Raw genomic sequence first — 14,191 nt, 5'->3', positions numbered from 1 at the left:
ACCCCGTGAGCACCCTCGCGGACGTCGCCCGCCTGGCCGGGGTCGGCGTGGGCACGGCCTCCCGCGCCATCAGCGGGAACGGCTACGTCGACGTCGAGACGAGGCTGCGGGTGCTCGAGGCCGCGGCTTCGCTCGGCTACCGCCGCAACGCCGCCGCCCGCGCCCTGCGCGAGCGACGCAGCCACGTCGTCGGGCTGATGCTCCCGGACATCCACAACGAGTTCTACACCGCCAGCGCCGCCGTCCTGCAGTCCGAACTGGACGCTGCGGGCTACCAGCTGCTCGTCGCCAGCACCGGCAACAGCATCGACGGCGAGCGGCACGCGTGGGAGACCATGCTCGACCGGCAGGTCGACGGCGTGGTGCACGTCCCGGTCGACCCCGACGGCGCCCCTCCCCCCGGGCTCCCGGTCGTCCAGCTCAACCGGCACACCCGCACGGCGACGGCCACCGCCGTCGTCAGCGACGACGTCGCCGGGGTGGCAGAGCTGACCCGGCACCTGATCGACGCCGGGCACACCGACCTCGTCGCGCTCGTCGGTGCCCCGCGGCTCTCCACCAGCGACGAGCGCGCGACCGGGTTCCGACGGGCTGCGGACGCTGCCGGCCTGGTCGAGAACGCATCGGCGGCACCTCGATACCGGGTGGTCGTCACCGAGTTCAGCGCTGACGGTGGCGCCGAGGCGATGGAGCGGGTCGGGCACGACCTCCCCACCGCTGTGGTCGCCCTGAGCAGCCGCTTGGTGATGGGCGTCCTGCGCTGGGCGGGGGCGTGTGGCCTGCGGATCCCCGACGATCTTTCATTGGCCGGGCTCGGTGATCCCGAGTGGTACGCGATCTGGCGACCCGGCATCACCACCTTCGCACCGCCACTGGCCGAGATGGGCAGGCGAGCCGCCCTCGAGCTGATCGCGACGATCGGCGAGACGAACGCGCGACCCACGACGACGATCCGCCTCGCCGGTGAGGTGAGGAAACGGGGCTCTGTCCGGATCGTGCCGCACGACGGTGGGTCCAACTGCAGGACCTGAGTCGCACCCTGCCGACGACGGTGTTGCCGACGATCGTGGGGCCGACGGGAAGAACACTGCGTACCGCTCCACGGGCTCCGACACACCTGTGTGTCACTGCCGCTCGGCGCGCTCGGCCGTGGAGGTCCGCATCGCCCCTGTTCCCGCATGTGGCTCGATCGGCACGATCGGGGCCAGTTCGGCGCCGCGCGTCTCCGGAAGGAAGAAGACCGCCACCGCGCTCGCGACGGCGACGACAACGAGCGCCACGGCGAGCAGCCACGGCTCGCCACCGGCGGCGGCGACGAGCGCGACCGCGATGACCGGCGCGGGTCCGGCGAGCACAGCGCCGGGGATCTCCCGCCCGAGGCCGAAGCCGCTGAACCGGTACGCCGCAGGGAACAGCTCGGCGAAGTAGGCCGCCTGCGACCCGAACATCGCCAGGCAGCCGCCACCGAGCGCGAGGGCGAACGCCACCAGGATCAGCACGGTGTTGCCGGTGTCGAGCAACCAGAAGAACGGGAAGGAGATGAGAGCACAGAACAAGGAGACCGCGATGTACACCGGTTTGCGCCCGGCCCTGTCGGAGAGCTTGCCGACCAGCGGGATGGCGGCAGCTCCGACGGCGCAGCCCACGAGCAGCGCGAACAACGCAGTCGATGTGGAGACCCCGTTGCCTGCCAGATAGCTCAGGGCGTAGGTCTGCACGACGTAGATGTTGAAGGCCAGCGGCCCGTTGGCGACCATGACCAGCAGGAGCCGCGTCGGCATGGCCTTGATCATGGTCAGTGCCGGCACCCGGGTGCGCTTGCGCGCATCCCGCATCTCGGCGAACACGGGCGACTCGGGCACACGCAGCCGGATCAGCAGCCCGATCCCGACAACGACAAGGCTGAGCAGGAACGGCACCCGCCACCCCCAGCTCATCAGCTGATCGGCCGGCAGCGTCGCGACGGCGCCGCTGACGGCGGCGGCCAGTCCGATTCCGAGGAACACGCCGCACGCCGGGAGCGCCGAGTAGTAGCCGCGACGGTGGACGGGGGCGAACTCGGAGACCATCGTGACGGCGCCGACGTACTCGGCGCCGACTCCGAGGCCCTGCAGGAGCCGGCACACGACCAGCAGGATGGGCGCGACCAGTCCGACGCTCGCGAACGTGGGGAGCAGGCCGATGGCGACCGTCGCGATCCCCATGAGCATGAGAGTCCCGACGAGGGCGGTCCGGCGGCCGTACCGGTCCCCGATGTGGCCGAAGATCAGCGCCCCGATCGGCCGGGCGAAATACCCGACGCCGAACGTGGCGAACGCGGCGATCAGGCCGACGGTCGGTGAGAAGTCAGGGAAGAAGAGCGTGCCGAAGACGAGCGCGGCGGCCTGTCCGTAGATCGCGATGTCATACCACTCGATCAGGCTGCCGACGACCGTTCCCTGGATCAGGCGACGTCGGGATTCCTCCCAGGTGGACTCTTTCGACGGGGCGGCGTTCATTGGCGCTCCTGATGCTGGCGCGGCGGCGTCATCGGCCGGCGCGAACGAGGTTGGTCAACGGCTGACCGGCCATGAGCCGGTCGATGTTCAGCGCGATGGCGCGGTAACGCCGCTCCGCCAGTTCGCGGGTCCACGCGCTGGCATGAGGCGTGCACCACGCGTTGGGCAGCTCCCAGAAGGGGCGTGCAGCGGGAGCGGGTCGGTCCTCGCCGGAGCGGGGGTAGGAGTACCAGACATCCATGACGGAGCCGCCGATGACGTTGTCCCGCAAAGCCTCGAAGAGCGCGGACTCCTCGACGACGGGACCGCGGGACACGTTCACGAGCACCGCGTGCGGCCGCATCCGGTGCAGCGCTGCGCGGTCGATCAATCCTGTGGTGTGCGGGGTCAGCGGGCAGGCGACGACCAGGTAGTCGGCTGCCTCGAGAACCTCGTCGAGCCGAGCCGCCGGGAGCAGCTCCGCGACGTCGCCACCCGCACCGGCGTCGGCCCGGTCGTCCACGGCGCGCACCCGCATCCCGAACGCCGCCGCGCGGGTGGCGATCGCGCGCCCGATGCGGCCGTATCCGATGATCCCGAGGGTGCGGCCATGAACCTCGCCGTGTGGGACGCGTCCCCGGTAGGTCTCCGGCCAGGAGTCGGCGCTGAACCCCGCCTGCATCTCCCCGGCTCTGATCTCCCACTCGAGCAGGCGGGCGAGGACGAACTCTGCGATCGGGATCTCGTGCTCGAACACGTTGGCGACAGCTGTGGCGGGGTCGAGCGCGTCCAGGTCGACTCCGTCGAGACCGGCTCCGGGCACGTGCAGGAGCCGGAACCGTGGGGCCACCGAACCCGGCCGCGCGAACCGGAGCGAGACTACGACGTCGCCCGCGTCGATCCTGTCGTCGTAGCGGTCGGTGTGCGCGGCGTCCGCGGGCAACCCGACGACCTCGGCATTCGTGTCCAGGCGCGCCGACAGGTCGGCCTCGTGCTCGGCGGCCTCGCCGACCAGGTGGATCCTCATCGGCTCGGACCCGGACGATCGCCTGCGGCTGCGGCGGACAGGACCGATCGGACGACTGCCTCGGTGACCGGGGCCGGGTTGCTCAGGCTCGGATCGAGCGAGGTGTTGACGTCGTAGGACTCCGCCGCGCTCGCAATCCGAATCGCGACTTCCAGGTCCTCCTGGCGGATCCCGACGTCGGACAGGCGGACCGGGAGCTTCGCCGCGACGGCGACGTCCCAGATGAGCCCCGGAAGGTCGTCGGTACCCATGGCCTGCGCGACGCGGCCGAGCGCGACGGGAGCGCGTTCGACCAGGTGGGCCGTGACGTAGGGCAGGACGGCGGCGTGCGCGAGGCCGTGCTCCACGCCGAAGCTGCCGCCGAGCATGTGGGCGACCGCGTGCTGGAGCGCGAACCCGCCGGTCAGCGCGGCACCGCCGAGGTAGGCGCCGTACAACAGGTCGTTGCGGGCCGCGAGGTCGTCCGGGGCGGCCAGCACGGACGGGAGCGCACCGGCGACGACCCGTGCACCCTCGATCGCCGCGGGTAGCAGCAACGGGCTGACGCTCGGCAGGTAGGCGGCATCGATGCAGTGCGCGAGGGCGTTCATCGCGCTGGCGGCCGTGACGGCGACCGGGAGCTGCCGCGACAGCTCGGCGTCGTAGATCACGACGGACGCGAGCATGGCCGGGCTCTCGTGCATGTGTTTGACGCCGTCGATCGTCATCCCGCAGTAAGCGGTCATCTCCGAGCCGGAGTAGGTCGTGGGTACGGCGATGATCGGCAGCCCGCTCTCGAAGGCGATGCCCTTGCACAGTCCGGTTGCCGCGCCGCCGCCCACCGAGATGAGGCAGTCGGCGCCCATCTCGGCGGCCCGTTCGCGGCCGCGCCGGGCCAGCTCGATCGGCACCTGGCTGACTGCCTCGGGCAGGATGCCTGCACACCGGTCGCCGAGTGCGGCCACGATCCGCTTGCCCATCTCGGCGCGGCCGGGCGTCGTGACGACCAGAGGTCGTGTCATCCCCAGCCGATCCACCTCGTCGGGCAGCATCGCGATACTGCCGGGGCCGAACACGACCCGGTCCGGAGTCGCGTTGTAGACCCCGCCTCCGGGGTGGGCGAAGGTTCGCAAGCTCACCAGTCCACCACCGTTCCGTCGGCGAGCACCGCGGAGCTGCTGTGCGGCACCTCGGGCCGGTACGGATGGCGGGCGGCCGCCACCTCGTCGACCTCGACGCCCAGCCCGGGGGCCGTCGGCACCTGCCAGTGGCTGCCCACGCGCTTCATCGGGGCTTCGACCACTTCGTCGTACCAGCTCACGGCGCCGCTCATCTCTTCCTGGATCACGAAGTTCGGGGTGCTCACGGCGAAGTGCAGCGCGGCAGCTCCGGCGATCGGCCCGTTGGGGTTGTGCGGGGCCACGCCGACGAGCTCGGCGTCGGCGACGGCCGCGATCCGCTTCCCTTCGAGTAGCCCGCCGGTGTGGTTCAGGTCGGGCTGCGCGACGGCGATGGCCTTCGCGGCGAGCACCGGCAGGAACTCGCGCAGGCCGACCAGGCGCTCCCCGGTCGCGATCGGCACGCGCGACCGAGCGGCCACCATGCGCAGCGCCTCGGTGTCGCCGGGAGCCACCGGCTCTTCGCAGAACATCGGGTCGTACTCGGCGAGGATGTCGATGTACTGCAGCGCCGCGGCCGGCGACGCAGGCCGGGCATGGAAGTCGATCATGATGTCGACGTCGGGCCCGACCGTCGAGCGCAGCACGGACATCATCCGGTCCACGTGCCGGCGATCGGCTGGGCTCGACAGGTGCCCGCCATAGGGGATCAGCACGACCTTGAGTGCGTCGTAACCCTGCTCGACGACCTGGGCGGCTCGCTCCCGGACCTGCCCCTCGTCCACCGTGTCGTAGACCGAGCGCATGTCACCGAGCCCGAGATGGGTGTAGACCCGCACCTTGTCGCGGACCTGCCCGCCGAGCAGGCGCCAGACCGGCTGTCCCAACGACTTGCCCAGGATGTCCCAGAGGGCGTGCTCGATGCCGCTGATCGCAGTCACTCCGACGATCCCGAGCCGGTAGTAGCTGTGCTTGGTCATGACCCGCAGGATCTGCTCGATGTCCCGCGGGTCCCGGCCGACGATCATCGACGCGAGGTCTTCCACGGCACCGACCACTGCCCGGGTCTTCCAGTTGAGGCTCGCTTCACCCCATCCGACGAGACCGTCCTGGTCGGTGCGGACCTTGACGAGAATCCAGTTCCGCAACTCCGCGTTGACCACGACGGTCTCCACGGCAGTGATGCGGATGGCACCGGGATCCTCCGGCGTCGGCGACAGCATCCGGTTGCACACTCCTTCGTTGGCTGGCGAGCCGAACGCTAAGGAGACCGGCTGATCCAGTCCAATTCTTAATGAGGATCAAACGATAAGCATCCCTTCTCAGTGGGAGAGGAGCGTGGCAGGATCGCCGGGTGGACCGCTTCCGCCTGGAATGCTTCGTCGCCCTCGCCGAGGAGCTGCACTTCCATCGGGCGGCCGAGCGCTGCCACGTCAGTCAGCCCGCAATGAGCCAGCAGGTCCGCAACCTCGAACGCGAGCTCGGCGTGCAGCTGGCCCACCGGACGAAGCGCACGGTCATCCTGACGCCGGCCGGCGAGGTGTTCCTGCGCGAAGTGCGCAGGACCCTCAGGCAGATGGACATCGCCGTCTCCCTGGCCCAGCGCACCGACCGGGGCGAGATCGGGCAGCTCACGGTCGGCGTCACCTCGCCGGCCCTCTTCGTCCTCTTCCCGGAAGCAGCCCGACTGTTCCGCGAGGCGCTCCCCCGCGTGGGCGTGATCGTCCGCGAACTCACGACCGCGGAGCAGGAGAAGGCCCTGCGGGCGGGCGACATCGACGTCGGCCTCGTCCACCCACCCCTGGACGACGCCGGCCTGCGCACGGAGGAGGTGGCCAGGGCGGCCTTCCAGCTCGCCCTGCCCGACGGGCACCGCCTCGCCCACGGCGAGCCGCCGGCACTGGCGGATCTCGCCGACGAGCAGTTCGTGATCTTCCCGCGCGAGATCGCTCCCCAGCTCTACGACACGATCATCTCGCTGTGCCAGGACGCCGGCTTCAGCCCGCGGATCGCCATGCAGGCCTACCCGGCGCAGTCGATCATCGCCCTGGTGGGCTCCGGCGTCGGGCTCGGCTTCATCGCCGGTGAGATGCAGCGGCTCAACCGGCCGGGAGTGATCTACCGCCCGATCCGGGGGCCGGGACCGCACCTCGCGCTCGGCGTGGCACACCACCCTGACGGCGTCTCACCGGCGGTCGACGCCTTCGTCGAGGCTGCTCGAACCGCGGGCCGCCACGTCCGCTGAGGTTCGTCGCGCGCGGTCGGGACGGCGGTCGGAAGCGCGGGCCCGGGCGGAGGATCTCGCGCCGGGACCGGCTCAGAACCACCCCGTCGCCACCAGCACCGCCCAGCTCGCGAGCGGACCGATGACGGCGACCGACGCGGAGAACGCGAGAAGGCCCCGGTAGACACCACGACGTTCGTGTTCGGACGCGTTCGCCATCGCGAGTGCGCCGCAGGTGGAGAACGGGGAGACGTCCACCAGGGACGAGGAGATGCCGAGCGCGACGACCAGGCCGACCGGGCTCACCTGTCCGGTCAGCACGAGCGGCGCCGTCATCGGCACCAGCGCCACCACCATGCCCATCGTCGATGCGAATGCCGAGACGACCGCGCCGATCAGGCAGACCAGCAGGGCGGCGAGCAGGGCGGGCTCGATCGAGGCCACGGCGTCGCCGGCCCAGGCGATCGTGCCGTTGCGCTCGAGGACGCCGACGTAGGTGACGACGCCGGTCAGCAGCAGCACGACGCCCCAGCTGATGTCCCGGACGGCCGCTCGCCCCGACGCCGGGTAGGCGAGTGCGAGCAGGACCGCGATGCTCAGCGAGAGGAAGCCGATGTCGATGGCGAACAGGAGCGCGCCGGCCACCAGCACGACGAAGGCGGCGAGTGTGACGGTGCACTCGACGCCGAGACCGGCGCGCGGTCCCGGGTCCGAGGCCGGTCCGGTTGCCGCTCCCCCGCCGGGCCGGACCGCGACCGGGTCGGTCGCAACGGCCACCGGCCGGCCCGATCCGATGAGCACCGTCGCCGCGCCGGCCGCCACGACCCCCGCGACCAGGGTCGCGACGAACAGGAGGATCGGGTCGAAGGCCAGCCCGTTGCCGGCCTGGATACCTCGAATGGTGATACCGAGAACACCCAACGGGGAGAACGTGCCCGCCGTCGCCCCCATACCGATGGTGATCGCCACGACCAGCGGCCGCACACCGTGCGCCGACGCGATGGCCATGCCGACGGGCAGGAGGATCACGGCGACGGCGCCGGGGTTCCCGCCGATGCCGCAGAGCACGGTGGACAGCCCGAAGAAGACCCACGGGAGAGCAGCAGCCCGTCCGCGCACCGCGCGGAAGGTCCGCTCGATCACCCGGTCCACGGTCCCGTTGCTCCTGGCGATCCCGAACAGGTAGGTGATCCCGACCAGCACGACGAACATGTCCGCGGGAAATTCACCGAGCACGTCCCGCGTGGATTCCCCATCCAGGATCCCGCCGACGACGAAGGCCGCGACGAAGGCGAGGGCGCCCAGGTTCACCGGGCTGACCGTCGCGACGACGATGATGAGCGCGAGAACTGCGATCGAGATGAGGGCGGTGAGGGCCACAGGTCACCAGGCCGTCATGCCGCCGTCGACGGCGATCGTCGCACCGGTGACGAGACCGGCCTCGGCGCCGGCCAGGAACAGGCAGAGCGGCACGACTTCCCGCGCCTCGCCGAGCCGGCCCAGCATCGAGGCCTGGGCCATCTGCTCCAGTACCGCGTCCTTGGCCGGGTGCCCGTCGAGCAGCCGGTGCGGCATCCGGGTGTCCAGGGCGCCGGGGCACACCACGTTGACACGTGCCCGGGGGGCGAGCTCGGCGGCAGCGACCTTGGTGAACGCGACCAGGCCTGCCTTGGACACGCTGTAGGCCGACCAGCCGGCTCCGGCCCGCAGCGCCGCCGACGACGCGATGTTGATCACCGAGCCGCCGTCGCGGAGGACCGGCTCGAGGGCCTTCGTGACGAGGAACGCCCCGCGCACGTTCACCCCCATGACCCGGTCCCACTCCTCGGCGGTGGTTTCCCCGATACGGGCGTAGGAGATCACTCCCGCCGCGTTCACCACGATGTCGACGGGACCGCTGTCGCGCCCGAAGGCCGCAACGGCATCCGCTTCCGCGACGTCGACCTGCCGGAAGGTGAGATCGCGACCCGCTTCGCGGGCCTGTGCCTGCATCAGCTCGCCCCCCGCGGCGTCGACGTCGATCCCGACGACCGAGCAGCCCTCGTCGAGAAGGGCCTCGCAGAGCAGCCGCCCGAGATCGCCGGACGCTCCGGTGACCACCGCGGCCTTGCCCAGGAAGCGTCCGCTCATCGGGCGCTCGCCGCCGCTACCGACCGGCGGACACCCTCGCGTTCCAGGATCGGCAGGACCTCGTCGATGAACCGGGGGATCCCCGCCTCGTAGTTCATCCAGGTCAGTGCCACCCCGTCGATCCCGGCCGCGTGCAATTCGGCCAGCTGTTCGGCGATCCTCGCCGGGGTGCCGACCAGCGGGTAGCCGGCCATGGTCGACGCGACGGCCTTGGTGAGCTGCCGGTGCTGCTCCTGCGGCATCCGCGCCCCGCCCATGGTCCACTCGATCGCGTTGCGCACCGCGACGTCGTCGAGGTCGATCTCCGACCAGCGTTCGACGAGAGCCCTGGCCTCGCGGTCGGTCTCGGCACAGACCACGCTCGCGGCGATCCAGACCGACTGTTCGCGGCCGAACCCGGCGGCCACCTCCCGGATCTCCCGGACCTTCGCGCCGGCGGCGGCTGCGTCGAGCGCGGAGACGAACGACAGGTCGGCGTACCGGGCGGCGAGCTGGTGCCCGCGCGCGGAGAAGGCGGCGTTCATGATCGGTGGATGCGGCCGCTGAACGGGCCCGGGCCGGCTGATGCCGTTCTCGACGGTCAGCCACTGCCCCTGGAAATCGAAGTCCTCGCCGCCCTCCCACAGGCGCAGGACGACCTGGAGCCACTCCTCGGAGTATCCGTACCGGGCCTCGTGGTCGAGCGTCTCGACCCCGAACATCCGCAGTTCCTTGGCGAACCAGCCGGCGACGACGTTGAGCCCGACCCGGCCGCTGGAGATGGCGTCGATCGTGGCGATCTGCTTCGCGGCCATGACCGGGGACACGGTCAGGCAATGCGAGGTGGCGAACAGGGTGATCCTGCTGGTCAGTGCCGCCAGGGCGGCAGCCCAGGTGTAGGGGTCGAAGCTGCGCCCCCACGGATCGGTGCGACCTTCGAACCCGCGCCAGCGGGAGAAGGGAATGGCAGCCTCGAAACCTGCTTCCTCGGCCATCTGGACCAGCCGGACGTTCTGGTCCCAGTCGATCTCGTGCCGTTCGGGCGAGGCGGTGACGGCTCCGGCCGAGGTGACGTTCAGGCCGAAGACCCCGAGTTTGAGGCCGGTGTCGGCGAACAACGGACCGGCGGTCGTTCGCGGCACGGTCGGGAGGTACGTCATCGGATCTCCAATCAGCGTCAGTGGGCAGCGCGGGCGATCCGCGCGTCGAGGTCCAGCCAGCCGGTCAGCCCGACCACGTCGAACAGCCCGGCCGGGGACAGGTCGAGCTCCTGCAGGTGGGCGTCGGTGCCCGTGCGGCGCAGTTCGGCCGCGGCGGCGCGCAGCGCGTGGACCGTGGGGTAGAGGGCAACGGTCGGACAGACCACCAGCCCGTAGCCCAGCTCGCCGAGGCGATCCACCGGGAGGGCCGGGCTGCGGCCGCCCGTGGCGAGGTTGTAGAGCGCGTGGCCGCGGAACTCCGCGCCGATCCGCTCGACCTCCTCGAGTGACGTGGGTGCCTCGACGAACACGAGGTCGGCCCCGGCGGCAACGGCCTGCCGTCCCCGCTCGAGCGCGTCGTCGATCCCGTGCACGGCCAGCGCGTCGGTCCGAGCGACGATCATCGAGTCGGAGCTCCCGCGGCCGAGGACCGCGGCGGCGATCCGCTCGACGAACTCCTCGGCCCCCACGACGGCTTTGCCCCCGAGGTGGCCGCACCGCTTGGGCGCGACCTGGTCCTCCAGCTGGATGGCCGCTACCCCGGCCCCGACGAGCTCCTCCACGGTGCGCAGCACGTTGAGCGCCCCGCCGAATCCGGTGTCCGCATCCACCAGGACCGGCACGCCGGCACGCCGGACGATCGGGCGGACGGATTCGACCAGCTCGGTCAGCGTCAGCAGCCCGAGATCGGGGACGCCGAGCCGGCTCATTGCCAGCCCTGCACCCGAGACCCCCAGCGCCGAGAAGCCCGCCTGCTCCAGTACCGCGGCCGAGATGCCGTCGTAGCAGGCCGGCACGAGGACCGGGCCCTGCTCGACGAGCGCCCGGAGCGCAGTGGCCGGGTCACCCATCGGAGCGCCCGGCGACGAGCAGCCCGTCGCGTTCGAGCTGCTTCAGCAGCCCTCCCGCCGCCACGATGTCGAGCAGCTCGGGAGTCCACGGCGTTCCGTGCCGCGTCTGCCCGGTATCGGTGTTCTCGACCCGGCCGGCAGCGAGGTCCAGCCGGGCGTGCTGTCCCTCGGTGAACATCGCGCTCGCTCCGGGGCAGCTCAGTGCCGGCAGCGCGAAGTTCACGCAGTTGCGGAAGAACAGCCAGTTGATCGAGTCGGCGATGAGCGCGCCGATCCCCAGGTCGACCAGGAGCTTGGCCGCCGGCCGGCTGGAACCGGTGCCGAAGTTGCGGCCCGCGACGATCACGTCGCCCGGCTCGACGAGGTCGACCCAACCGGGGCGGTTCGCCTCGAAGACGTAGCGGTGCTGTTCGGTCAGCGGCTTGAACACGGTGTGCATCGGCTGGATGAGGTCGGTGTTGATGTCGTGGCCGAAGCGCCAGACCCGTCCCGTGGCGTGCATGGGGCCCTCCTGGAAATCGCTCTGGGAGTCGCTCTGGAAGTCGCTCTAGAAGTCGCGGATGTCGGCGATCGACCCGGCCACCGCGGAGGCGGCGACCGTGCCGGAGGACGCCAGGTAGATCTGCGCGTCCGGATGGCCCATGCGCCCCGCGAAGTTGCGGGTGCTCGAGGCGATGCACACGTCCGTCGGTCCCAGCGAGTTCTGGAACCCGGCGCACATGCCGCACGACGACACCGTGACGACGGCGCCGGCGTCGGCGAGCGTGGCGACGAGGCCCTCGTGCACGGCCTGCCGGTAGATGGCCTGCGACCCGGGTGTGACGAACAGCGTCACGTCGGGCGAGACCTTCCGGCCCGAGAGCACCGCGGCGGCCTCGCGCAGGTCGGCGATCGTGCCGTTGGCACACGAGCCGATGAAGGCGCGGTTGACCCGCGTGCCACGGACGCTGGTGACTCCTGCCGTGTTGTGCACGACCGATCCGGGAAGCCCGACCGTGGGTTCCACATCCGCCAGGTCGATGGTGCGGACCGCGGCGTAGGTCGCGTCCGCGTCCGGGCGGACGGCGCCGTCCATCGTGCGGCCACGTGACTCGAGGTGCTCCCGCAACACCTCGTCCGGCTCGGCGATCGCGAACTCCGCGCTCACCTCTGCGCACATCGTGGTCAGGGTGCGACGCTGGTCGAGGGTCAGGTTCGCCAGCGACGGGCCTCCGAACTCCATGTTCTGCCCGACGTGTGCGCCGTAGCGGTCGGCGAGGTGCAGGAACAGGTCCTTGGCCGCCACGTGCGGGGCGAGCGCCCCGGTCAGCTCGTAACGGACCGTCTCCCCGACCTGGAACCAGGTGTATCCCTTCGCCATCGTGTAGATCAGCTCCGGGGCGCCGATCCCCCGCGCCGCGCAGTTGAGCGCCCCACCGCTGCAGGTGTGGCTGTCCACGCACACCAGGAGTTCGCCCGGCATCGCGTACGGGACGTCGGCGATGAGCTGGTGGCAGATTCCCTGGTTCGGACCGACGTCGTGCACCCGGGTTATCCCGTGCTTCGCGGCGAAAGCCCGGCCCCGCTCCAGCGCCTCGCCCACCTGCCGGCTCGGGGCGGGCACCACGTGATCGAAGATCACGACGATCCGGTCCGGGTCGAAGACCCGTGTCGGTTCGGCCCACATCGAGTCGTAGAAGTTCATGTCGAGCGGCACGACGATGTCGACCGAGGGCACCACGATGTCGCCCGGACGAACCGAGTCGCGTCCGGAGTGGGCGGCGAGGATCTTCTCGGTCATGGTCATGCCGGTCACGGGAACGCCTTGACGAGCTCGTCGACACCGCGAACGCGACTCAACATCGGCAGGACCCGGGTGAGCGAGAACTCGTGGTGCTCGGCGGACACGCTCGACGTCGCGTCGGACGCCACCAGGACGGCGAACCCGTGGGAGACGGCCTCGCGCACGGTCTGCTCGACACCGAAGTTCGTGGCGATCCCGGCGACCACCACGGTGTCGACCCCGCGCGCACGCAGGGTCTCGGCGAGGCCGGTGCCGGCGAAAGCCCCCCACCCGCGCTTGGTGACCCGGATGTCGGTCTCGGGCTCGGCGAGCCCGTCGACGATCTCGTCCCAGCCCGGCGGCATGCTCGCCGGCATCGGCGGGAGCGGCGCATCGACCGGCGGTGCGTCGCCGGTGGGGTACGCGACGGTGACGGTGACGACCGGCGCACCGAGGCCGCGGAACCGGGCGGCGAGCGTGGTCGCGGCGGCGACGACCTGCTCGCCGGACAGCGGAGCGACAGGCATCCCCACGACCCCGTTCTGGAGGTCGACCAGCACGAGTACCGAATGCGAAGGATCGAGGGCGAGGGTCATCGAGCACCCCGGACGAACGACGCTGTTTGCCTTACCATGTTGTAGGACAATAGAGTCCGGCACTGATCCCGTCAACGAGGGAACAGCTCGTCAGAGCCGGTTGATCTCCGCGCCGCTGTCACGGTCGACGGCGAGGATGCCGTCGCGCGTCGCCATCTGGTGTTCACGCATCAGGCGCTCCGCAGCCTCGGCGTCACCCCGCAGGATGGCCGCGCCGATGTCGCGGTGGCACCGCACGGAACCCGACACGGTCAGGTGCGAGACCGGTCCGGTCGCCCTGGCCACCCGCGTCGTCTGCAGGTGGTAGGCCATGACGTGGAGCTGACCGCCGAGCCGCGAGAGGATCTCGTTGTCCGCGATCTCCAGCACCAGCTCGTGGAAGCGCACGCTCGCCGCCAGGTACTGCCCGAACTCGCCACCACCGGCGAACTCTTCGTGCTCGGCCAGGAGCTTCTCGAGATCGGCCCGGTGGCCGCCTTCGTCGATGCGTCGAGCGGCCGCCGCAGCGGCCTGCCCCTCGATGGCCGCTCGCGCCTCGTACAGGTCGTCGATGTCCTTGGCGAGCAACCGCCGCACCACGGCACCGCGCTTCGCCTCGATGACCACGAGACCTTCGCTCGCCAACCGGCCGAGCGCTTCGCGCACCGGGCCGCGACTGACCCCGAGCTCCTGGGTCCAGTCGGCCTCGATCAACCGCTGCCCGCCGACGAGCTCGCCCCGACGGATCCGCCGTCGCAGCTCGCCGGCGATGCGGTCGACCACAGAACCTGTTCCGGGTGACGTGCTCATCGCGCGATCATCGCAGCGTCGGGCAGGATCTCCCAACCGTCCTGCCCTACAACTGCGGCT

The 14,191-nt window shown here is 71.0% G+C and carries 14 protein-coding genes; 2 read left to right on the top strand and 12 right to left on the bottom strand.

The window, feature by feature from the left end:
- Positions 1–5: 5 nt before the first annotated feature.
- The gene (locus CFP66_RS19100) at positions 6–1,031 is read left to right on the top strand and encodes a LacI family DNA-binding transcriptional regulator (RefSeq protein WP_233159543.1); all 1,026 of its coding nucleotides are present in this window, start codon (positions 6–8) and stop codon (positions 1,029–1,031) included.
- A gap of 93 nt (positions 1,032–1,124) precedes the next feature.
- On the opposite strand, the gene CFP66_RS19095 is transcribed toward CFP66_RS19100, so the two are convergent.
- Genes CFP66_RS19095 through CFP66_RS19080 form a run of 4 tightly spaced genes read right to left on the bottom strand, consistent with a single transcriptional unit; the run spans position 1,125 to position 5,824 of the window.
- On the bottom strand, positions 1,125–2,498 hold the full coding sequence (locus tag CFP66_RS19095; RefSeq protein ID WP_094926069.1) for an MFS transporter: 1,374 nt from the start codon (positions 2,496–2,498) through the stop codon (positions 1,125–1,127).
- Positions 2,499–2,526: 28 nt separating this feature from the next.
- The gene (locus CFP66_RS19090) at positions 2,527–3,504 is read right to left on the bottom strand and encodes a 2-hydroxyacid dehydrogenase (RefSeq protein ID WP_094926066.1); all 978 of its coding nucleotides are present in this window, start codon (positions 3,502–3,504) and stop codon (positions 2,527–2,529) included.
- Positions 3,501–4,622 (bottom strand): maleylacetate reductase, encoded by a 1,122-nt coding sequence (locus CFP66_RS19085; RefSeq protein ID WP_094926063.1) that lies wholly within the window; start codon positions 4,620–4,622, stop codon positions 3,501–3,503. Before CFP66_RS19085 ends, CFP66_RS19090 begins: the two co-directional genes overlap by 4 nt.
- The gene (locus CFP66_RS19080) at positions 4,619–5,824 is read right to left on the bottom strand and encodes an enolase C-terminal domain-like protein (RefSeq protein ID WP_198961546.1); all 1,206 of its coding nucleotides are present in this window, start codon (positions 5,822–5,824) and stop codon (positions 4,619–4,621) included. Before CFP66_RS19080 ends, CFP66_RS19085 begins: the two co-directional genes overlap by 4 nt.
- 131 nt (positions 5,825–5,955) lie before the next feature.
- Between CFP66_RS19080 and CFP66_RS19075 the strand changes: the two genes are divergently transcribed.
- On the top strand, positions 5,956–6,846 hold the full coding sequence (locus tag CFP66_RS19075) for a LysR family transcriptional regulator (RefSeq protein ID WP_094926060.1): 891 nt from the start codon (positions 5,956–5,958) through the stop codon (positions 6,844–6,846).
- Positions 6,847–6,918: 72 nt separating this feature from the next.
- Here the strand turns inward: CFP66_RS19075 and CFP66_RS19070 are convergent, their stop codons facing one another.
- The 8 genes from CFP66_RS19070 to CFP66_RS19035 form a co-directional block, all read right to left on the bottom strand.
- On the bottom strand, positions 6,919–8,205 hold the full coding sequence (locus tag CFP66_RS19070; RefSeq protein WP_094926057.1) for an SLC13 family permease: 1,287 nt from the start codon (positions 8,203–8,205) through the stop codon (positions 6,919–6,921).
- Between the two features lie 3 nt (positions 8,206–8,208).
- Positions 8,209–8,955: an SDR family NAD(P)-dependent oxidoreductase gene (locus CFP66_RS19065; protein WP_094926054.1), complete on the bottom strand. Its 747-nt coding sequence runs from the start codon at positions 8,953–8,955 to the stop codon at positions 8,209–8,211.
- The gene (locus tag CFP66_RS19060; RefSeq protein ID WP_094926051.1) at positions 8,952–10,094 is read right to left on the bottom strand and encodes an LLM class flavin-dependent oxidoreductase; all 1,143 of its coding nucleotides are present in this window, start codon (positions 10,092–10,094) and stop codon (positions 8,952–8,954) included. Before CFP66_RS19060 ends, CFP66_RS19065 begins: the two co-directional genes overlap by 4 nt.
- A 17-nt stretch (positions 10,095–10,111) precedes the next feature.
- Positions 10,112–10,984 (bottom strand): oxaloacetate decarboxylase, encoded by an 873-nt coding sequence (locus CFP66_RS19055; protein WP_094926048.1) that lies wholly within the window; start codon positions 10,982–10,984, stop codon positions 10,112–10,114.
- On the bottom strand, positions 10,977–11,486 hold the full coding sequence (locus CFP66_RS19050) for a hypothetical protein (RefSeq protein ID WP_094926045.1): 510 nt from the start codon (positions 11,484–11,486) through the stop codon (positions 10,977–10,979). The genes CFP66_RS19055 and CFP66_RS19050 overlap by 8 nt, the downstream gene beginning before the upstream one ends.
- 45 nt (positions 11,487–11,531) lie before the next feature.
- On the bottom strand, positions 11,532–12,770 hold the full coding sequence (locus tag CFP66_RS19045; RefSeq protein WP_094926284.1) for an aconitase/3-isopropylmalate dehydratase large subunit family protein: 1,239 nt from the start codon (positions 12,768–12,770) through the stop codon (positions 11,532–11,534).
- 5 nt (positions 12,771–12,775) lie between these two features.
- Positions 12,776–13,342 carry an isochorismatase family protein gene (locus CFP66_RS19040; RefSeq protein WP_094926042.1) on the bottom strand — a complete coding sequence of 189 codons (567 nt, stop codon included), beginning with the start codon at positions 13,340–13,342 and terminating at the stop codon, positions 12,776–12,778.
- Between the two features lie 90 nt (positions 13,343–13,432).
- Complete coding sequence (locus tag CFP66_RS19035) at positions 13,433–14,131, bottom strand: GntR family transcriptional regulator (RefSeq protein ID WP_094926039.1); 699 nt, start codon at positions 14,129–14,131, stop codon at positions 13,433–13,435.
- Positions 14,132–14,191: the final 60 nt, after the last annotated feature.

It is taken from the genome of Pseudonocardia sp. MH-G8 (genome assembly GCF_002262885.1).
GTDB lineage: Bacteria > Actinomycetota > Actinomycetes > Mycobacteriales > Pseudonocardiaceae > Pseudonocardia.
This window is presented reverse-complemented; position numbering and strand designations above follow the sequence as displayed.